Origin of the sequence: Microbacterium sp. MRS-1 (assembly GCF_000585455.1) — a bacterium.
GTDB lineage: Bacteria > Actinomycetota > Actinomycetes > Actinomycetales > Microbacteriaceae > Microbacterium > Microbacterium laevaniformans.
This window is the reverse complement of the sequence record NZ_JAUF01000063.1, coordinates 1-19,170: the sequence shown is the minus strand read 5'-3', so window position 1 is coordinate 19,170 and position 19,170 is coordinate 1. Positions and strand designations below refer to the sequence as shown.

Here is a 19,170-nt window from a genome sequence, read left to right as displayed (position 1 = left end):
CCCGGACAGACGGGTGCCCTCCGCCGCGGCCGAGGCCGCGACGAAGGGCACCTCGACGGTCAGCGGTTGACGGTCGACATGTCGGCGTAGCGGTCGCCGACCGGAGAGCCGATGGCGGCCAGCACGGCCACCTGGTCCTGCGTCAGCACCAGGTCGACCGCTGCGATGTTCTCCTCGACGCGGGTGAGCTTTCGCGTGCCAGGGATCGGCGCGATGTGCTCCCCCTGGGCCAGCAGCCACGCCAGCGCCACCTGAGCGGGGGTGGCGCCGGCATCCGCGGCGACCTTCTCGACCTCGTCGACGATCGCGAGGTTGGCCTGGAACGCGCCGTCGGCGAAACGCGGGTTGCTCTTGCGGAAGTCATCCTCGTCGAGCGCGTCCAGCGAGCGGATCGCGCCGGTGAGGAACCCCCGCCCGAGGGGAGAGTACGGAACGAACCCGATGCCGAGCTCGGCGAGCGCCGGCAGCAGCTCCGCCTCGGGGTCGCGCGTCCACAGTGAGTACTCGGTCTGAATCGCGGTCACGGGATGGACCGCGTGCGCGCGACGGATCGTCGCGACCGAGGCCTCCGAGAGGCCGTAGCCGCGGATCTTGCCTTCGGCGACGAGCTCGGCCAGCGCGCCGACCGTGTCCTCGATGGGCGTCGCAGGGTCCATCCGGTGCTGGTAGTAGATGTCGATGCGATCGGTGCGCAGCCGGCGCAGCGACCCCTCGACGGCCAGCCGCACGTTGGCCGGTGTGCCGTCCAGCCCGCGCTCGCCGGTCGTCGTGTGGCGGATCGTGCCGAACTTCGTGGCGATGACGACGTCGTCCCGGCGGCCCGCCTCGGCCAGCGTCTTGCCGAGGAGTTCCTCGTTCGTGTACGGCCCGTACATCTCCGCAGTGTCGAGGAAGGTGACGCCGCGGTCGAGGGCGCCGAGGATCGTGCGCGCCCCGTCGGCGTCGTCCTGGCCGGCGCCGGTGTAGAAGGCGCTGATGCCCATCAGTCCGAGGCCGATGCGGCTGACCTCGATGGGGGTGGAGGTTCCCAGAGTGGTGGTCTTCATGAGAGTGAGATCTCCTTGTCGTAGATGTCGATCTTGTGGTCGATGGCCCGCAGGCTCGCGGTGATCTCGTCGAGCTGTGCGCGCACACGTTCGCGATGGGCGACGAGCAGCTCCCGGCGCTCGGGCACGGTGGACTCCCCCACGCGCACCAGCTCGGTGTAGCGGCGGATGCCGGCGATCGGCATGCCCGTGAGGCGCAGCCGCGTCAGGAAGCGCACCCAGGAGATGTCGGCATCCGAGTAGCGGCGGTGCGAGGAGGAGGCGCGGTCGATCGGCGTCAGCATGAGCCCCTCGCGCTCGTAGTAGCGCAGGGTGTGCGTCGAGACGTCGGTGGCGGCGGCGGCCTCGGCGATCGAGACGCCCTCGCGCGCGGGGACGGGGAGCAGGGTCATGTGCCCACGGTAGAACTTCGAGTGCACTCGAAGTCAAGCCGCATGAGCGCATCTGCCGCGCCCGGGACACCTCGCGATCTCAGCGCTTTCGGGAGAAGGCCTCGAGCCGCTCCTCCGGGTCGAGTGCGGCCATCGCCCGTGTCCATTCCTCGCTGAAGACCTCGGCCGTCTCGGCCTCACCGACCGGGACGACGCTGTGCGTGATGGTGTCGTCGTAGACGTGCACGAGATGGAAGGACTGTCCGCCGTCCATGCCGTTGACCTCCTGCGGCGGACGCTGGAGGTTCATCGTGTAACAGGTCGCCGATGCGACGCTGACCGGGATGCCGGCGAAGGTGCCCGCCGTGGCGTAGTGGAGGTGTCCGGCGAGGATGGCGCGGACGTCGCTGCCGGCGAGCGCCGCCGCGAACTCGCTCTGATGACGGAGTTCGAGGATATCGAAGAACGGGATGTGGCTCGGCAGCGGCGGATGATGCAGAGCCAGCACGGTGCCCAGCGGCGCCGGTTCGGCGAGGATGCCGCGGAGCCAGTCCAGCTGTGCGGCATCCAGGTCACCGTGATGCCACCCCGGCACGGAGGAATCGAGAGCGATCAGGCGCAGTCCGCCGAGGTCCCACACACCGGTGACGGGTTCGAGACTCGGCGCCTCGTCGAGAAGTCCCGCACGCAACGCGGGGCGCTCGTCATGATTTCCCGCGACCCACACGATGGGCGCACCCAGCCGCGCAGCGACGGGTTCGACCTCGGCGCGCAGGGCGGCGTAGGCGTCCGGCTCACCCAGATCGGTCAGGTCGCCCGTGAACACGATGGCGTCGGCCTTGACGCCGGTGCGCTCGACTGCCGCCAATGTCGCGATGAGGTTGGCGGCGGTGTCGTATCGGCCACCGAGGGGCCGGTTCCCGGCGAGCAGATGCGTATCGCTGAGATGGACGATCACGCGCTGGGCGGGCGGATGGATGCCGAACGAGAACGAGGCAGGGGCCATGAGGTCAGCCTAGGCGCCGCCGCCGACGCGGGGCGGACCCTCCCGCAGTTCCGGGCGTGAGGCGCCCGCGATCGCGATGCCGGTGGGTCAGTGCAGGACGATCAGGGCGAGCCCAGCGAGAACCGCGACGCCGCACAGTGCGAATGACAGGTAGGCACCGATCAGCGCCAGACGCTTCTGCCCGTCGGTCAGGGGGCTCTTCTTCGCCGCCTTCGCGGCGGCTTTGGCCGCACGACGCGCCTCCTTCTCGCTGATCACGGTGATCGCGTCGGTGAACTCTGCGGGAGCGACGATGGGCGCCCGTCCGCCACGTACCAGCAGCCGCAGACCGCCCGCATAGAAGCCGACGACGAGCAGCGCACCGATCAAGGCGGCGGCGAAGACCTGGACGAAGGCCAACCAGTCGATGCTGATACCCATCAGCGCTCCCCCGTCTTCTCAGCACCGGACTTCTCGGCGGAAGGCTTCGTGGCCGAAGGCTTCGTGGCCGAGGGCTTCTTCCCGCCGGGCGCCGTGCTCTTCGCCCGCTCCTTCGCCCGGTCTGCCTTCTGCTGCGCGCGCTCGGCGCGCAGGATCGCGCGCTGACGACGCGTGGGCGGCGGGTTGCGCTTGACCTTGACCGCGAGCCCCGAGTCGGCGACCTCGCTCATCGCATTCGACGAGTCCACGTGCGTGCGACGCGAGCGCAGGAACAGACCGACGATGATCGCGACGGCGAGCACCGCGTCGATGACGATGCCGGCGCCTGCGAACCAGACGACCAGCAGTGCGGCGAAGGCACCGACGGCGGCCGAGGCGGGCAGCGTCAGCACCCATCCCACGGCGATGCGCCCGACGGTGCGCCAGCGCACTTTCGAGCCCCGCCGCCCGAGTCCGGAGCCGATGACCGAGCCCGAGGCGACCTGCGTCGTCGACAGCGCGAAGCCGAGCGCGCTGGAGGCGAGGATGGTCGCCGCCGTGGACGTCTCGGCGGAGAAGCCCTGTGCGGGCTTCACGTCGGTGAGCCCCTTGCCGAGCGTACGGATGATGCGCCAGCCGCCCATGTAGGTGCCGAGCGCGATCGTGAACGCACAGGCCAGGATCACCCACAGCTGCGGGTCGGCATGGGCACCGCTCTGCCAGCCCGCCATGATCAGCGCGAGGGTGATGACACCCATCGTCTTCTGCGCATCGTTCGTGCCGTGGGCGAGGGCGACGAGGGAGGAGGTGAAGATCTGGCCCCAGCGGAACCCGTCGCGACCGTCGGGCTTGTTGTCGTAGCGACGCGTCATCGCGTAGGCGAGCCGCGTCGCCAGGAAGGCGATGACACCGGCCGTGAACGGGGCGATCAATGCCGGCAGGACGACCTTGCTCAGCACCATGCCGAAATCGATGGCCGCCGCGCTCGCGCCGACGAGCGTCGCCCCGATCAACCCGCCGAACAGGGCGTGCGAGGAGCTGGAGGGCAGACCCAGCAGCCAGGTCAGCATGTTCCAGGTGATCGCACCGATCAGGCCGGCGAAGATGATCGGCAGGAACGCGAGCGGCTCAATCTGGTCCTCGCGGATGATCCCGTGCGAGATCGTCTTCGACACCTCGGTGGACAGGAAGGCGCCGACGAGATTGAGACTCGCGGCGAGCAGAACGGCGACTTTGGGCTTGAGGGCACCGGTCGCGATCGGGGTGGCCATCGCGTTCGCGGTGTCGTGAAAGCCGTTCGTGAAGTCGAAGAACAGCGCCAGCGCGATCACCAGCACGACGATGAGGGCAGCGGTTTCCACAGTTCGCTTTCGTCGGGATTCACAGGAAGGGAGCCGACGGAATCGGCGATGCGAACGAAGAGTTCACCGTGGGTTCATACTCCGGCAACCGGACCACAGAAATACTCCCACACTCAAGGCCCCTCGCAGAACGGCGATCCCGCCCCGACACGCCGGGCGTGGATTAGCGTGGAGCGGTGACCCGAGAGACGTCCTCCACGCCGCTGTCCGCCCCCGTCGCCGCCGCCCGTCCGACGCTTCGCCATCATCACGGCGACGAGGTGCGAGACGACTACGAGTGGCTGCGGGAGAAGGAGGATGCCGAGGTCATCGCGCACCTCGAAGCCGAGAACGCCTTCACCGAGCAGCGCACGGCCCACCTCGCGGGGCTGCGCCAGCGCATCTTCGACGAGATCAAGGCTCGCACCCTCGAGACCGACCTGTCCGTTCCGACGCGTCAGGGCGCATGGTGGTACTACGGGCGCACCGTCGAGGGCAAGCAGTACGGCATCCAATGCCGCGCGCCTCTGGCCGGCCCCGACGACTGGACGCCGCCTGTCCTGACGCCGGGCGTCGACGTCCCCGGCGAGATCGTCCTGCTCGACGGCAACGTCGAGGCCGACGGTCACGAGTTCTTCTCCCTGGGCAGCTTCGACGTCTCGACCGACGGTTCTCGACTGCTCTTCGGTGTCGATGTGGACGGCGACGAGCGCTACACGCTGCGTGTGCGCGACCTCGTCAGCGGGAAGAACCTGCCCGACGTCATCGAGAACACCTCGGCGGGAGCGTCGTTCTCCCCCGACGGCCGGTACATCGTCTACACGACGGTCGACGACGCGTGGCGGCCCGACACCGTGTGGCTGCACGAGGTCGGCACCGATGCCGCAGCCGACGCGCGCCTGTTCCACGAGCCGGACGAGCGCTACTGGGTGGGTGCCGGCTTCACGCGCAGCGAGAAGTACCTGGTCATCGAGGTGGGCTCCTCCATCACGACCGAGGAGTACCTCGTCGACGCGACCGATCTGCGTTCCGAACCGCGATCCATCTGGCCGCGTCGAGAAGGCGTCGAGTACTCGGCCACCCATGCCGTCGTGGACGGCGAGGACGTGCTCTACATCGTGCACAACGACGGCGCGCTCGATTTCGAACTGGTGCGCGTCGCGGCATCCGATCCGCAGGGCCAACGCGACGTCGTGCTGGCCCACACTCCCGGGCGGCGCGTGCTGGATATGTCCGCCTTCCGCGACTGGGGGGTCGTGTCGTACCGACGCGACGGGCTGTCGCGAATGGGGATCCTGGACTACGCCACCGGCAGCATCGACGAGCTCGCCTTCGAGGAGGAGCTCTACACCGCCGGAGCCGGCGGCAATCCCGAATGGGCCCCGCCCGTGGTGCGGCTCGGTTACGGCTCGTTCCTCACCCCCGGGACCGTCTACGACTACGACGTGGCGGCGCGTGAGCTGCACCTGCGCAAGCGCCAGCCCGTGCTCGGCGGATACGATCCGTCGGCCTACGGGCAGCGGCGCGAGTGGGTCATGGCATCCGACGGCACCCACGTGCCCGTCTCGATCGTGTGGAAGCGGTCGTTCGGCGAGCCGGGGAACGCGCCGCGTCCGCTGCACCTCTACGGGTACGGGTCCTACGAGCACTCCATCGAACCCGGTTTCTCGGTGGCGCGTCTGTCGATGCTCGATCGCGGCGTCGTCTTCGCCGTCGCGCACGTTCGCGGCGGCGGCGAACTCGGACGGCAGTGGTACGAGGACGGCAAGCTGCAGCACAAGCGCAACACCTTCACCGACTTCGTCGCGGTCGCGCGTCATCTGATCGACACGGGCGTCACCGCACCCGACCGCCTCGTCGCCGAAGGCGGTTCTGCGGGCGGTCTGCTGATGGGCGCGGTCGCGAACCTCGCCCCCGAGCTGTTCGCCGGCATCCTCGCCGACGTCCCCTTCGTCGACGCCCTGACGACCATCCTCGATCCTTCGCTCCCGCTGACGGTGATCGAGTGGGACGAGTGGGGCGATCCGCTGCACGACGCGGAGGTCTACGCGTACATGAAGTCGTACACGCCGTACGAGAACGTGCGCGAGGGAGTGACGTATCCGCGGATCCTCGCGACCACCTCGCTCAACGACACCCGCGTCTACTACGTGGAACCCGCCAAGTGGGTGGCGCGATTGCGCGAGGTCGGTGCTGACGCACTGCTGAAGTGCGAGATGGTCGCGGGCCACGGCGGTGTCTCCGGGCGCTACAACTCCTGGCAGCAGCGCGCCTTCGAGCTCGCCTGGTTACTGGACGTGCTGGGCCTCGCCGAGGACTGATTCCCCCCTCCCCGGACCTGTCCCCCGCACCTGTCCCCCGCACGCCGCGGCATGTCCCACTTATGCCGAGGCATGTCCCACTTATGCCGAGGCATGTCCCACTTATGCCGAGGCGTGTCCCACTTATGCCGAGGCGTGTCCCACTATCTGTGCTTGACAGCGCTCCCAGGCAGCAGGATGTGGGACACACAGCTCCGGCGCCGCGCCTCTGTGCCCCGGCGTCAGCGCCCGGGCGTCCACCCCGCACGCTGCAGGGCGTCTCGTACCATCGCGACCGCGAGCCGGCCATCGCCGACGAGGTGATGAGCCAGCACGCGCTCGTGCTGCCACCCCAGGCCGCGAATGGCCGCCCACCGGTCGGCGTCGCGCGCGAACTGACGCGCATCGTCAGCGTGGACGCGGCCGTCGTACTCGACCGCGAGACGGTAGCGGGGAAAGGCCAGATCGAGCTCCGCGACGAACGTCCCCCGATCGTCGAACAGGTTCCAGGCCACCTCGGCCTCCGGCAGGCCCGCGCGACTCAGCAGCAGCCGCAAGCGCGTTTCGCGAGGAGAGCGCACGCCACCGCGAGCGAGCGCCAGCGCCCTGCGGAGAATTCCGCCGCGCACGTCGCCCATCACCTCGATCTCACCCCGAAGCTCGGCCGCACTCGCCAGCGGGCTCCGGCCTGAGATCAGGTGATCTGCCGCGGCAACGAGGTCATCGAGCCGCCAGAGCGTGCCCGTTTGACGCCAGGCACGCGCCGGGTGCTCGACCGGCATCCCGCCCACCGTCGTGTGGGCCGGCGTTCGCAGCTGCAGCCGATGACCCACCACGGCGTGAGTACGGGGTTCGCGCGCAGGACGGTGGGTGGACACGTGGATGGTCGGCTCATACGGCCACTCCGGCTGAGGCACTCCGAGAAGATACAGGGCGGTCTCGTGGCTGAAGAACTGCCCGATGCGCAGCCTCGGCAGCAGCGCCCGACACGATGCCTCGAGCGAGCCAGGAGTGGGCTCCGCTCGCGCGCGGACGCCGTGGAAGGGACGCGACAGATCGCGTCCCCGCAGCCGCCCGGGGCTCACGCCCGCATCTCGCGCCTGAGCGACGGTGAACGCGTCCGGCAGACTCAGCGGCAGGTCGCTCGAGGTCGTCATCGCGCAAGCGTCACCCGTGCGCAGCGATGCTCTGGTGGCTGAGCACCGAACGGTGGAAACCTCGGAGCCCGACGCGGCCGGGGAGGAACCTGCGTAGGGCGTGGTCAGTGAGAGTGACCCTCGCAGGACGTGTCCCACTTCCTGCTGTCCGGTGGCCTCCTGCACAGCAGAAAGCGGGACACGGCACGGCGGAAGTGGGACAACGCCAGCGAAAAGTGGGACACGGAATCTGCGGTGTCCCGGTGGCGGGCTCAGCCGAAGAGCGCGGCGGCCTCTTCGTAGCGGTAGATCGGCACCGTGTTCAGCTCACCGAGAGCCTCCGCAAAAGGCACCCGCACGATGTCGGTGCCCTTCAGCGAGACCATCTGGCCCCAGGCCTGCTCGTAGACGGAGTCGGCCGCGTGCAGACCCAGGCGCGTCGCGAGCACCCGGTCGAAGCCGGAGGGCGAGCCGCCGCGCTGGATGTGGCCGAGCACGGTCGCACGCGTCTCGATACCGGTCAGACGCTCGATCTCGGGCGCCAGAACCTCGCTGATGCCGCCCAGGCGAGGGCGGTTGAAGGCGTCGAGCCCCTTGTCGCTGAAGGCCTCGTCCATACCCGTGAGCGTGAAGCCCTCGGACACGACGACGAGGGGCGCGCGCCCCCGGTCATGCGCCTTCTGCACCTGCGCGGCGATCTCGGTGATGGACATGGGCACCTCGGGGATGCAGATCACGTGCGCGCCGGCCGCGATGCCGGAGTGCAGGGCGATCCACCCCACGTGCCGGCCCATGACCTCGGCGACCATGCAGCGCTGGTGCGAGTCTCCGGTGGTGCGGAGGCGATCCATGGCGTCGGTGGCGATGTTGACGGCGGTGTCGAAGCCGAAGGAGTAGTCGGTGGCCCGGAGGTCGTTGTCGATGGTCTTGGGCACACCCATGACGTTGATGCCGTCGTTCCACAGCCGGTTGGCCGCGGCGAGCGTGCCCTCGCCGCCGATCGCGATGATCCCGTCGATGTGGTGGCCGTAGAGCGTCTTCGCGATGTTCTCGGCGCCGCCGCGGGGGCCCTCGTAGGGGTTGGTGCGGCTCGTGCCGAGGATGGTGCCGCCGACCTTCGAGAGGCCCTTGACCTCGTGGCGGGTGAGCGGGAAGAAGTCGCCGTCGACGACGCCACGCCAGCCGTCACGGATGCCGACGAACTCGATGTTGTAGTTCGTGGTGCCCTTGAGGACGACGCCGCGGATGACCGCGTTCAGTCCGGGGCAGTCTCCGCCGCTGGTGAGGATACCGATCTTCATGTGGAGATCCTTTGGTGATTCGGGATGTGATTCGGCGACGCTGCCTCCTTGACACTATCGCCGTATCGACGGCGGATGCCACCGCATCCGCCGTCGATAATCCCGGCCCGCCTCAGGCGGCGCTGAGCGCCTGGCGCAGCAGGTGCATGAGCGCCGACAGCTGCACGGAATCGCTCGAGGTGGGGTCGAGCTGGGCGCCGTCCAGGGCGCGCTGGGCAAGACCCTGCTTGGAGTCGATGAGCTCCGCGATCTTCGTGTCGATCGTGTGTGCGGCGATGATGCGCCACGCGGTGACGGGCTCGTCCTGGCCGATGCGGTGCACCCGATCGATGGCCTGCGTCTGCTCGGCGGCGGTCCACGAGAGCTCGGCGAGCACGACGTTGGATGCCGCCTGCATGTTCAGTCCGACGCCGGCCGCCGTCAGCGAGCACACGGCGATCGCCACACCGGGGTCGGTGTTGAAGGCGTCGATCGCCTGCTGGCGGGCGGTGGTCGTCTGATCGCCGCGGATGGAGATCGTCCGAAGGCCGGATGCCGCGAAGTGCGCCTCTGCGGCATCCATGACGTCGATGTGCTTCGCGAAGAAGACCACCTTGCCGACCGAGCGCTGCAGCTGCACGGCATAGTCGGCGGCGAGATGGGCCTTGGCCTGACCGATCTTGCGGACCATCGTGAAGACGTTGTCCGCGCCGGCGGCCGACGCCTTCGCGTCTTCGAGTTCACCGTGCGCGACGAGGCGGACGATGTCGTCGTCGACCTCGCCGATGAGCACCTTGTCGCCGCGCGCCTCGATGATGCGGCGGTACTTGGCCGCCAGGCGCGATCCGAGCTCACGCTCCGCTTCGCGGATGGAGCGTCCGAACTCGTCGTCGAGTTCCACCGGCAGGTCGGCGACGAGCTTGTCGGGAAGATCGGCCGCGACGTCCTTCTTCTTTCGACGGACGATGCCCATCGAGATCACGGCGTCGCGCGCCTCGGGGTAGAACGCCTTGTCGGCCGGCGTGAATCCCGTCGCGTCGAGCTTCTCCATGAGCTCGGGGCCCGGCTTCTCGCCGTTGGTCCAGCCGAGGAAGCGCCAGATCGCGTCGAAGTCCTCGACGTCGTTGATCAGCGGCGTTCCCGTGAGGGCGAGCATCAGCGGGTTGCGCACCTGCTCGCGGATGCGCCCGCCCAGGGCGAGCACGTTCTGGGAACGCTGCGAGCTGAGGTTCTTGATGAAGTGGGCCTCGTCGACGACCATGCCCTTCAGGCCGAGCGAGCCGAGCCAGGACAGGTGCCGATCGAGCACCTCGTAATTGACGATGAAGACGTCGGCGAACGCGTCGACGGTGTCGCCGTCGCCGTGGATGACGGTCGCACGTCGCTGCGGCGTCCACCGCTCGACCTCACGCGCCCAGTTCATCTTGACGACATTGGGCACGACCGCCAGCAGCGGATACGCATCGGCGACGGAGGCGGCCAGCACCGACTGTGCGGTCTTGCCGAGGCCCGGCTCGTCGGCCAGCAGGAACGACCGGTGACCGGCGCGCACGGCCTCCAGGAAGCGCGACTGGTGCGGCATGATCTCGAGCCCCTTGGGCGAGATCCGATCGAACTCGGGAACGGGCGGAAGCTCCATGGAGGCGCTCGCGCCGCCGGCCCCGATCTCGAACGCCTTGTACAGCGGCCCCATCAGCTCCCAGCCGTCCAGCCGGCGGCGGGCGGTGGATGCCGGTGCGCGCAGTGCCACGTCGGGAGCCAGGAACGGGTTCGCCTCACGGCGCGCCTCGATCTGCGGCGGCACGACCTGGCGCTCGGCGAGCGCCGCGGGCACGACGGGAGTCTGTCCCCACCCCTGAGCGGCGGGCGCGGCGTCGGTGATGATGAGCTCGTCATCGGGCAGCTCCGCCCCCGACTCGAGCAGCCAGTCGCGGCGCATGCGCTTGGCGACCGGCGAGGTGGCCTGGTCGACCTCGAGCAGCTGGATCAGCGAGGTGTCGCGGGCCGCGGTCTTGGCAAGGATCGTCGCAACGCCGTCGAGACGCTTGAGCAGCTCGGCACGCGCTGCGGTGGGCACGGTCTCGTCGGCCTTGACGCGCGCGCGCTCCTCGCGGACGAGGAAGGCGATGACCTGGAACTTGACACGGTTGGTCGGACCGAGTTTGCCCTTCTGGGCCTTCGCCTCGACCTCGCGCACTTTGCGGGCGAGGATCGGGATCAGCGGGGCGTCGTCGTCGCGACGGGCGGACGAGCCGCGATGGGACGAGCCGCGTCGGCGTGACGCGGTGGCAGTGGATGCCGTGGTCGGCATGCTCCTCCTGAGCGTGAAGCGCCGGAAGACCGGCGTGGGTCCGGTCGGATGACCGGTCAGTCATTCCGCAGCGGTCGCCGCGGGGTAGGGCGAGGCGCGGATCCTTCGGCTGCGGGTACTCGCTTCTGCGAGCTGCGGCGACGAACGGCGCGGACCTCCCCCTCAGTCTAGCGCGCCCTCCCCCATCGCCGCGAGCGGCGGCCGGGTCACCGGCGCAGCCGCAGGCTGTTGAGGACGACGAAGACGCTCGAGAAGGCCATGGCCGCTCCGGCGATCATCGGATTGAGCACGCCGAGCGCTGCCAACGGCAGGGCGGCGACGTTGTAGGCGAAGGCCCAGAAGAGGTTGCCGCGGATGATGCGCATGGTGCGCCGGCTGAGGCGGATCGCGGTGAGCACCGGTGACAAGCCGCTGCCGGTGACCGCGATGTCGCTCGCATGCATCGCGGCATCCGTCCCCGACCCCATCGCGATGCCGAGATCGGCGGTCGCCAGCGCGGCCGCGTCGTTGACACCGTCGCCCACCATGGCGACCCGGTGTCCGACGGCACGCAGCCGCTCGACCTCGGCGACCTTGCCCTCCGGGAGCACGCCGGCGATGACCTCGCGGATGCCGACGGCACCGGCGACCGCCCGCGCGGCGCCCGCATTGTCGCCGGTCAACAGCACGACCTCGAGGCCCATCTCCCGCAGCGCCGTGACCGTCTGAGCACTGTCGTGACGAACGGTGTCGGCGACGGCGATGACAGCGTTGATACGGCCGTCCCACCCGGCGACGATCGCGGTCGCACCGCCTCGCTGCGCGCGATCGACGGCGTCCTCCACCGCACCGGCCCGCTCCGGGTCGGACGCGGCGGCCTGATCGAGGGCGAACGCCGGTCGACCCGCGAACACGCGGTGACCGTCGACGACACCGGTCACGCCGAGCCCGGCACGCCCGGCGAAGTCGCTGACCTCCCGAGGGTTCTCGGCGAGCGCTGCGACGGCGCGCGCGACGGGATGCTCGGACGCCCTCTCCAGCGAGCCGACGAGCAGTCGCACCATGGCGATGTCGGCTCCGCCGATCGGCGTGACGGCGGCGACCGTCATCGCCCCCTCGGTGACGGTACCGGTCTTGTCGAGGATCACCGTGTCGATCCTGTCGGCGGCCTCGAGCGCTTCGGGGCCTGTGATCAAGACGCCCAGTTGCGCGCCGCGTCCGGTGCCGACGAGGATCGCGATGGGCGTGGCCAGCCCGAGCGCGCAGGGGCAGGCGATGATGAGCACCGCGACGGCGGCGGTGAAGCCCGAGGCGAGCGCTTGGCCGGTGAATCCTCCCACCAGCAGCCACACGAGCAGCGTGAGGAGGGAGAGGCCGATGACCACGGGAACGAAGATCCCCGAGATGCGATCGGCCAGGCGCTGGACGCGACTCTTTCCGGCTTGCGCGTCTTCGATGAGCCGAGCCATCCGGGCGAGGCGGGTGTCGTCACCGATCGAGGTCGCCTCCACGACGAGGCGGCCGTCGGCGGCGATGGTGCCGCCGGTGACGGCGGAACCGGCCTCCACATCGATGGGAACGGACTCCCCCGTGATCATGCTCTCGTCGATCGACGCCTGTCCGCTGCGGACGACGCCATCGGTCGCGACCTTCTCCCCCGGGCGCACGACGAAGGCGTCGCCGACACGGAGCATCTCGATCGGCACGCGGCGGCCGTCCTCGAGCTCGACGTCGCGAGCGGACAGTTCCATGAGCGCGCGCACGGCTGCGCCGGCGGTGCGCTTCGAACGCTGCTCGATGACACGTCCGAGCAGGAGGAACACCGTCACCACCGCGGCGACCTCGAAGTACACCAACGAGGAGGGGTCGTGGACAGGAGCGAACGTGCCTCCCTCGTGGCGCATGTCGAGCCGTCCGGCGGTTCCGAACAACAGCGCCCAGATGCTCCACAGCGTCGCCGCTCCCGTGCCGAGTGTGATGAGCGTGTCCATCGTCATCGCGCCGTGACGCGCGTTCGCGATCGTCGCGCGGTGGAAAGGCCACCCGCCCCACACCACGACCGGCACCGCCAGGACGAATGAAACCCACTGCCAGCCCGGGAAGTGCCACGCCGGGATCATGCCCAGCACGACGACCGGAACGGCCAGCGCGGCGCTCACCCACAGTCGGGTCATCAGCGGTGTCGCGCCCGGCCGGTCCTCCACATCATGGACATGCCCCCCTGCGAGCCGTGCTCGTCGTGCGCTCCCGTCGCGGAGGCGTGCACCGCCTCGTGTGCGTGCCCGCCGCGCTGGCGCACGCGGGCGTCATACCCCGCCTCGCGCACCGCGGCGATGAGAGCCGCGGCATCGACACCGCTCGGGTAATCCACCCGCGCGGACTCGGTAGCGAGATTCACGGATGCCGAGACGCCGTCGATCCGCTCCAGCCGTTTCTCGACGCGCGCGACACAGCTCGCGCAGGTCATGCCCTCGATCTCCAGCACCGCCTCTGCCCGCGGCTCGGCGTCCGACGTGATCGCCTCCATGATCGTCCCCTCGCGTCAGCGTGCGACGACGGCGTAACCGGCCTCGTCGACGGCGGCGGCGATCTCGTCATCGGGCGCGGCGCCCTCGACGGTGACGGTGAGCGTGCCCTCGGTGACGTCGACGACGACATCGGTCACGCCGTCGACCTTCCGGACCTCACGGGTGACCGCCCCGGCGCAGTGGGCGCAGGTCATCCCCTCGACGGCGTACGTGTGCGTGGACATGGGAACTCCTTTCGCCGACGGCGCGGATCGGCGCCGGCTGTCGATGACAACCATGATACCCCCCTGGGGTATTCCCGCACAGTGCTGGCGTAGGCTGGGAACATGTTCAGCATCACCGAACGCGACCTTGCCGCGACGATCGATCACGCCATCCTGAAGCCCGAACTGACGCGCGCCGATGTCGACGCCGAACTCGACATCGCCGCCGAATGGCGCGTGTTCAGCGTGTGCGTCCGCCCGAGCGACATCGCGCACGCCGTCGAGCGTCTGGCGGGCACCGGCGTCACCGTCGGCACCGTCATCGGCTTTCCGCACGGCACCACCTCCAGCGCCGCGAAGGTCGCCGAGGTCCGCCAGGCCCTCGCCGACGGTGCGGTCGAGTTCGACATGGTGATCAACATCGGCGCCCTGCGCTCGGGCTTCGACGACGCCGTCGTCGCCGACATCCGGGCGGTGGTCGCGGCCGCGGCCGGCAAGGTGACGAAGGTCATCCTCGAGACCTCACTCCTGGACGACGAGCAGATCGCCCGCGGCAGCCGACTGACCGAAGCCGGTGGCGCCGACTTCGTCAAGACCTCCACGGGCTTCGCCGGCGGCGGGGCGACCGTCCCCCATGTCGAGCTCATGCGCTCCAGCGTCGGCCCGGACGTGCAGGTGAAGGCCTCCGGCGGGGTGCGCAGCTACGCCGACGCCCTCGCGATGCTCGCCGCCGGGGCGACACGGCTCGGAACGAGCGGCAGCGCTGTCATCCTCGGCGAGGCGCGCCGTGTGGATGCCGGCGAGCAGGCGTCGGGCGCCGTCGACACCTCGTCGTACTGACCCCGCCCGGGTGCGCGCGACTCAGCCGAGGGCGGCGCGCACCCGGGTGACGTCGTCGTCCATCTGGGCGATGAGCGCCTCGATCCCCTCGAAGGCGACCATGCCGCGGATGCGGTTCGTGAACCGGATCTGCACGCGATGCCCGTAGAGGTCGAGCCCCGTCTCATCCAGCACGTACGCCTCGACCTGGCGCGTCGGAACATCATCGAACGTCGGGTTGGTCCCCACCGAGATCGCCGCCGGGTAGCGGGTCGTCACCGTCGCACCGTCGGTGCCGAGGTCGACGAGCCACCCGGCATACACGCCATCGGCCGGGATGAAACCCTGTGCATCGGGTGACAGGTTCGCGGTCGGGTAGCCGAGCTCGCGGCCGCGCTTGAGGCCGTGCACGACCTCGCCCTGCACCGCGTGGGGACGTCCCAGCAGGCGCGCGGCGCCCTCGACGTCGCCCGCTGCGAGCAGATCCCGCACCCACGTGGACGACACACGGCGGCCTCCGCCCTGCACGTCCCCGACGACATCGACGTGGAAGCCGTACTCCGCCCCCAGGCGCACAAGGGTGTCGGGATCGCCCGCTCCCCCGTTGCCGAAGCGGAAGTCGTCGCCGACCATCACGCTGACCACTCCCAGGCCGACGAGCACATGCTCGACGAAGGCACGGGGATCGAGAGAGGCCAGCGCCTCGTCGAAGCGGAGCACGAGGGTGGCGTCGACCCCGGCGGCGGCGAGCAGGTCGAGCTTCTGCGGGAGGCTGCACACGGGCTGCGGGCACCGTTCGGGGCGCAGCAGGCTCAAGGGGTTGCGATCGAATGTGACGGCCACCACCCGCGCCCCGGCATCCTCCGCGGCGACACGCGCACGGTCGATCACCGCACGATGTCCGGAGTGCACGCCGTCGAACTTGCCGATCGCGACGACGCTGGGGCCGAACCCAGCCGGCACCTCCGCGGGGTCGTGAAAGACGATCACCAGCTGGAGCTCCCCTCGGTGCGCGCGGCGCCAAGGCCCGCCTCGTCGGACGCGGCTGCCGCGGCATCCACCTCTTCGGCGCGCTCGCGGCCTCCGCTGCGCAGCCACCACAGACCGACGAACGGCAGCACGAGCGGCACCCAGAAGTAGCCGAAGCCATAGCCGGACCAGACGGTCGCGTCGTGGAGGAAGAGCTCGGGATGCGTGAGGCTGAGCGTTCCGACGATGAGCACGCCTGCCAGCTCGAAGCAGATCGCCACCCAGGCCACGAGGTACCACCGGCGGCTGTCCGACTTGACGAGGGCAACGGTAGCGAGCACGTAGACGACGGCCGCCGCCGCCGACAGGGTGTACGCCAGCGGCGCGGCGGCGAAGTCCTGCACGATCTGAACAAACGAGCGTCCGGTCGCCGCCAGCGCCATGACCGCGTAGACGACGACGAGCACGCGCCCGATTCCCGTCATCCGGGTCGAGGCGGCGGCGTCGGTGTGTGGCGCAGTCATGACCTGTCAATGATAGGCGCCCGCCTCCGCCGCAGCGGCGGCCTCACATGCCCGCGGTGGTCCAGATGACCTGCATGCGCCACACCATGACCGCGACCGACAACGCAGCGATGCCCATGATCACCGTGCTCCAGCGGCTGCGTTCGATGAGCGCCCAGATGACGGATGCCGGGGGGATGAGCACGGCCGAGACGAGGTAGACCCAGAACTCCAGCGCACTGCCGGCCGGCGGGTTGCCGACGAGGGGGGCGACGATCGCGATGACCACCTGGGCGAGCAGGAGCAGCAGGATCAGCGCCATCGCGCCGACAGTGAGATCGCTCGGTCGACAGCCGGCGAGTCCGAGGATGATCGCGACGAGTCCCGCCACGACGGCGACGGCGACCTGCACGATGGCGAACCACTCGATCATGCGTCCTCCGCCATGTTCATCGTGCTCTTGATGTCGGCACCGCGTCGCTCGACGATCCCGACGAGCCGGCCGTCGGGATCGATCGCCGCCAGCGTCGGTGACATCGCCCCCTCCAGCCGCGGTGCCGCGCCGACCAGACGCTTGCCGTGGCGGAGGTCGCGCGCTTCGTCCGCAGTGACGGGGAGTGCACCGAGCACGGATGCCGCGACCTGCGCCGGCGACAGCAGCGGCGCGTCCGCAGCGATCTCGGAGACGGCGTCGCGCACCTCGAACGCGCCGATGCGCGTGCGCCGCAGCGCCGTCAGGTGGCCGCCGACTCCCAGAGCGGCGCCGAGATCGCGCGCCAGGGCGCGGATGTACGTGCCGCTGGAACAATCGACGACGACGTCGAGTTCGATGCGCCCCTCGGCGGTGTCGCGGCGGCGGACGATGTCGAAACGATCGACCGTCACCCGGCGGGCTGCCAGCTCGACGCTCTCTCCCGCTCGGGCGAGGTCGTAGGCGCGTCTGCCGGCGACCTTGATCGCCGACACGGTGCTCGGAACCTGATCGATCTCGCCCGTGAGCGCCGCGATGCCGGCGGCGATGCGCTCGTCGGTCACGGCCGCGAGGGCCTCGGCATCCGCCCACGCGGTCTCGATGCCGTCCGCGTCGTCGGAGTCGGTCGCAACGCCCAGCAGCACGGTGGCCTCGTACGTCTTGCCGAGCCCGACGATGAAGGTGAGCAGCCGGGTCGCCGGTCCGACCCCCAGGATGAGCAGCCCGGTGGCCATCGGGTCGAGCGTGCCGGCGTGTCCGATCTTGCGGGTGTTCAGGGCGCGGCGCGCCCGTGCGACCACGTCGTGGCTCGTGATCGCCTGCGGCTTGTCCACGAGGAGGACGCCGTTGGGGGCAGCAAGCAGAGAAGCGGGCATTGCTCCAGCCTAGGCGCGGCGCCACATCTCGCCGTGTCTGCGCGCACCGCAACGGCCCACATCACAGGGTGGCCCCGCGTCACGCTGTGGCCCCGTCTGCCTCGCCTCTTCTCCCCTGCCGTCCGGCCTGTTCCGTGTTCAGTCCGCGCTGCCGCGGCAGAGTGCGGATCGTCGAGAAGTCGCGGGAGCACGGATGCCGCGATCGTGCGGAGACTGAATACGCAACGCGTCGGCGACCGTAGGCTGGTGCGATGCCCGACCTCGCGACGCCGCTCATCGCCTGGTACCGCGACAACGCCCGCGATCTGCCCTGGCGCGCGGAGGGGTTCGGGGCCTGGGGTGTGCTGGTGAGCGAGTTCATGTTGCAGCAGACGCCGGTGGCACGCGTCATCCCGCTGCTGGAAGCCTGGCTGACGCGCTGGCCGACACCCACGGCTCTGGCCGCCGATCCGCCCGCCGCGGCCGTCGCACAGTGGGCGAACCTCGGCTACCCGCGGCGGGCGCTGTGGCTGCACCGCGCCGCGGTGGAGATCCGCGACCGTCACGACGGGGTCGTGCCGCGTGAGGTCGAGGCCCTTCTCGCCCTGACGGGCATCGGCGACTACACGGCGCGTGCCGTGGCCGTGTTCGCCTACGGCGAGCGTCACCCGGTGGTCGACACGAACACCCGGCGCGTCATCGCGCGGGCCGTCGACGGACGCTCTCAGCCGGGACCGCCGGCTCGCGGTGATCTGGCGGCGATGACGGCGCTGCTTCCGCGCGACGATCAGGATGCCGCGATCGTGAACGCCGCCATGATGGAGCTCGGCGCGCTCGTGTGCACCGCGCGTGCAGCGCGATGCGACGTGTGTCCGATCTCCGCGCTCTGCGCCTGGCGCGCCGCGGGCTACCCCGACACCGGCGATCTGCGCCGCAAGCAGGCTGCCTACGAGGGCAGCGACCGTCAGGCGCGCGGAGCGGTGCTGCACGCCCTGCGGGCGGCGCCGTCACATGCGCTGCCCGCCGACGACGTCGCCGCCGACTGGCCGACTCCCGCGCAGCGTGATCGTGCGATCGACTCGCTCATCGTCGACGGACTCGTCGAGGTCGTCGACGGCAACCTGCGCCTGCCGCAGTGAGCGATGAGGCTCAGTCCTCGTCGTCGTCCTCACGCGGCTTGACGTACGGGTCGGCGTCGCCCGCGTACGCGGCCCCGGCCGCAAGCCCTGCCACGGCCGCATCGCGCTCCTGCGCTTCGCGCAGCAGCTGCGCGATGTGTCCCGCGTTCTCGGGAAGCGCGTCGGGGATGAACTCCAGCGACGGGGTGAGACGGATGCCGAGACGCTTGCCCACCTCGCTGCGCAGCATGCCGGTCGCGGCCTTGAGCGCAGCGGCGGAGTCCTCGCGCGCCTGGTCGTCGCCGTACACCGTGTAGAACACCGAAGCGTGCTGCAGGTCGCCCGTGACGCGCACGTCGGTGATCGTCACGAAGCCGAGGCGCGGGTCGCGCAGCCCCTTCTCGAGCCGCTCGGCGATGAGCACGCGGATGCGGTCGGCGAGTCTCGCCTGCCGTTCGTTCGACATCTTCTCTTCCCTTCACATCACAGCAATGCGGCTGCACCGCAGTCACGGCAAGGGCGGAGCCGGTCGCGGC

The 19,170-nt window shown here is 70.0% G+C and carries 17 protein-coding genes and 1 pseudogene; 3 read left to right on the top strand and 15 right to left on the bottom strand.

All coding sequences use genetic code 11. The annotated features are described in order from the left end of the window. Positions 1–59: 59 nt before the first annotated feature. From AS96_RS11240 to AS96_RS11220, 5 genes are all read right to left on the bottom strand, one after another. Positions 60–1,046, bottom strand: a complete 987-nt coding sequence (locus AS96_RS11240; protein WP_036289747.1) for an aldo/keto reductase — start codon at positions 1,044–1,046, stop codon at positions 60–62. Next, complete coding sequence (locus AS96_RS11235) at positions 1,043–1,438, bottom strand: MerR family transcriptional regulator (protein WP_036289752.1); 396 nt, start codon at positions 1,436–1,438, stop codon at positions 1,043–1,045. Before AS96_RS11235 ends, AS96_RS11240 begins: the two co-directional genes overlap by 4 nt. A gap of 79 nt (positions 1,439–1,517) precedes the next feature. Beyond that, positions 1,518–2,423: a phosphodiesterase gene (locus tag AS96_RS11230; protein ID WP_036289745.1), complete on the bottom strand. Its 906-nt coding sequence runs from the start codon at positions 2,421–2,423 to the stop codon at positions 1,518–1,520. 87 nt (positions 2,424–2,510) lie between these two features. Next, complete coding sequence (locus tag AS96_RS11225) at positions 2,511–2,843, bottom strand: hypothetical protein (RefSeq protein ID WP_036289744.1); 333 nt, start codon at positions 2,841–2,843, stop codon at positions 2,511–2,513. After that, on the bottom strand, positions 2,843–4,183 hold the full coding sequence (locus AS96_RS11220) for an inorganic phosphate transporter (RefSeq protein WP_036289742.1): 1,341 nt from the start codon (positions 4,181–4,183) through the stop codon (positions 2,843–2,845). The genes AS96_RS11225 and AS96_RS11220 overlap by 1 nt, the downstream gene beginning before the upstream one ends. A 176-nt stretch (positions 4,184–4,359) precedes the next feature. Here AS96_RS11220 and AS96_RS11215 point away from each other — a divergent pair, with 176 nt between their 5' ends. Next, entirely contained in the window at positions 4,360–6,483 is a 2,124-nt protein-coding gene (locus AS96_RS11215; RefSeq protein WP_036289740.1) for a S9 family peptidase, read from the top strand. Positions 6,484–6,704: 221 nt separating this feature from the next. On the opposite strand, the gene AS96_RS11210 is transcribed toward AS96_RS11215, so the two are convergent. The 5 genes and pseudogenes from AS96_RS11210 to AS96_RS11185 all read right to left on the bottom strand — a co-directional run bounded on the left by AS96_RS11210 (position 6,705) and on the right by AS96_RS11185 (position 13,920). Then, the gene (locus AS96_RS11210) at positions 6,705–7,619 is read right to left on the bottom strand and encodes a hypothetical protein (protein WP_051498852.1); all 915 of its coding nucleotides are present in this window, start codon (positions 7,617–7,619) and stop codon (positions 6,705–6,707) included. A 251-nt stretch (positions 7,620–7,870) separates the two neighbouring features. After that, positions 7,871–8,899 (bottom strand): 6-phosphofructokinase, encoded by a 1,029-nt coding sequence (locus AS96_RS11205; protein ID WP_005048745.1) that lies wholly within the window; start codon positions 8,897–8,899, stop codon positions 7,871–7,873. Between the two features lie 112 nt (positions 8,900–9,011). Further along, positions 9,012–11,189 carry a DEAD/DEAH box helicase gene (locus AS96_RS11200; protein WP_036289738.1) on the bottom strand — a complete coding sequence of 726 codons (2,178 nt, stop codon included), beginning with the start codon at positions 11,187–11,189 and terminating at the stop codon, positions 9,012–9,014. Between the two features lie 206 nt (positions 11,190–11,395). Further along, positions 11,396–13,695 (bottom strand): annotated as a pseudogene (locus AS96_RS11195) (heavy metal translocating P-type ATPase). A 15-nt stretch (positions 13,696–13,710) separates the two neighbouring features. Then, positions 13,711–13,920, bottom strand: coding sequence for a heavy-metal-associated domain-containing protein (locus tag AS96_RS11185; RefSeq protein WP_036289734.1), 210 nt, complete (start codon positions 13,918–13,920; stop codon positions 13,711–13,713). 102 nt (positions 13,921–14,022) lie between these two features. Here AS96_RS11185 and deoC point away from each other — a divergent pair, with 102 nt between their 5' ends. After that, entirely contained in the window at positions 14,023–14,739 is a 717-nt protein-coding gene (gene deoC / locus AS96_RS11180) for a deoxyribose-phosphate aldolase (RefSeq protein WP_036289732.1), read from the top strand. Between the two features lie 21 nt (positions 14,740–14,760). Here the strand turns inward: deoC and AS96_RS11175 are convergent, their stop codons facing one another. From AS96_RS11175 to truB, 4 genes are read right to left on the bottom strand one after another with little or no spacing between them, the layout of a single operon-like run. After that, entirely contained in the window at positions 14,761–15,708 is a 948-nt protein-coding gene (locus AS96_RS11175) for a bifunctional riboflavin kinase/FAD synthetase (protein ID WP_036289730.1), read from the bottom strand. Further along, a complete protein-coding gene (locus AS96_RS11170; RefSeq protein WP_036289727.1) occupies positions 15,705–16,211 on the bottom strand; it encodes a hypothetical protein in 507 nt (168 codons plus the stop codon). Before AS96_RS11170 ends, AS96_RS11175 begins: the two co-directional genes overlap by 4 nt. Positions 16,212–16,254: 43 nt before the next feature. Next, positions 16,255–16,623: a hypothetical protein gene (locus AS96_RS11165; protein WP_036289726.1), complete on the bottom strand. Its 369-nt coding sequence runs from the start codon at positions 16,621–16,623 to the stop codon at positions 16,255–16,257. Continuing rightward, the gene (gene truB / locus AS96_RS11160) at positions 16,620–17,537 is read right to left on the bottom strand and encodes a tRNA pseudouridine(55) synthase TruB (RefSeq protein WP_036289724.1); all 918 of its coding nucleotides are present in this window, start codon (positions 17,535–17,537) and stop codon (positions 16,620–16,622) included. The genes AS96_RS11165 and truB overlap by 4 nt, the downstream gene beginning before the upstream one ends. A 251-nt stretch (positions 17,538–17,788) precedes the next feature. On the opposite strand from truB, the gene AS96_RS11155 reads away from it, so the two are divergent. Then, complete coding sequence (locus AS96_RS11155; protein WP_036289722.1) at positions 17,789–18,655, top strand: A/G-specific adenine glycosylase; 867 nt, start codon at positions 17,789–17,791, stop codon at positions 18,653–18,655. A 10-nt stretch (positions 18,656–18,665) separates the two neighbouring features. On the opposite strand, the gene rbfA is transcribed toward AS96_RS11155, so the two are convergent. Continuing rightward, the gene (gene rbfA, locus AS96_RS11150) at positions 18,666–19,100 is read right to left on the bottom strand and encodes a 30S ribosome-binding factor RbfA (RefSeq protein ID WP_016463288.1); all 435 of its coding nucleotides are present in this window, start codon (positions 19,098–19,100) and stop codon (positions 18,666–18,668) included. Positions 19,101–19,170: the final 70 nt, after the last annotated feature.

Excerpts from the sequence above, each read along its gene's own strand:
- rbfA (WP_016463288.1), bottom strand. The coding sequence starts at position 19,100 with ATGTCGAACGAACGGCAGGCGAGACTCGCCGACCGCATCCGCGTGCTC.
- deoC (WP_036289732.1), top strand. The coding sequence starts at position 14,023 with ATGTTCAGCATCACCGAACGCGACCTTGCCGCGACGATCGATCACGCC.
- AS96_RS11225 (WP_036289744.1), bottom strand. The coding sequence starts at position 2,843 with ATGGGTATCAGCATCGACTGGTTGGCCTTCGTCCAGGTCTTCGCCGCC.
- AS96_RS11230 (WP_036289745.1), bottom strand. The coding sequence starts at position 2,423 with ATGGCCCCTGCCTCGTTCTCGTTCGGCATCCATCCGCCCGCCCAGCGC.
- AS96_RS11235 (WP_036289752.1), bottom strand. The coding sequence starts at position 1,438 with ATGACCCTGCTCCCCGTCCCCGCGCGCGAGGGCGTCTCGATCGCCGAG.
- AS96_RS11155 (WP_036289722.1), top strand. The coding sequence starts at position 17,789 with ATGCCCGACCTCGCGACGCCGCTCATCGCCTGGTACCGCGACAACGCC.
- AS96_RS11210 (WP_051498852.1), bottom strand. The coding sequence starts at position 7,619 with ATGACGACCTCGAGCGACCTGCCGCTGAGTCTGCCGGACGCGTTCACC.
- AS96_RS11240 (WP_036289747.1), bottom strand. The coding sequence starts at position 1,046 with ATGAAGACCACCACTCTGGGAACCTCCACCCCCATCGAGGTCAGCCGC.
- AS96_RS11185 (WP_036289734.1), bottom strand. The coding sequence starts at position 13,920 with ATGTCCACGCACACGTACGCCGTCGAGGGGATGACCTGCGCCCACTGC.
- AS96_RS11200 (WP_036289738.1), bottom strand. The coding sequence starts at position 11,189 with ATGCCGACCACGGCATCCACTGCCACCGCGTCACGCCGACGCGGCTCG.
- truB (WP_036289724.1), bottom strand. The coding sequence starts at position 17,537 with ATGCCCGCTTCTCTGCTTGCTGCCCCCAACGGCGTCCTCCTCGTGGAC.
- AS96_RS11205 (WP_005048745.1), bottom strand. The coding sequence starts at position 8,899 with ATGAAGATCGGTATCCTCACCAGCGGCGGAGACTGCCCCGGACTGAAC.
- AS96_RS11170 (WP_036289727.1), bottom strand. The coding sequence starts at position 16,211 with ATGACTGCGCCACACACCGACGCCGCCGCCTCGACCCGGATGACGGGA.
- AS96_RS11165 (WP_036289726.1), bottom strand. The coding sequence starts at position 16,623 with ATGATCGAGTGGTTCGCCATCGTGCAGGTCGCCGTCGCCGTCGTGGCG.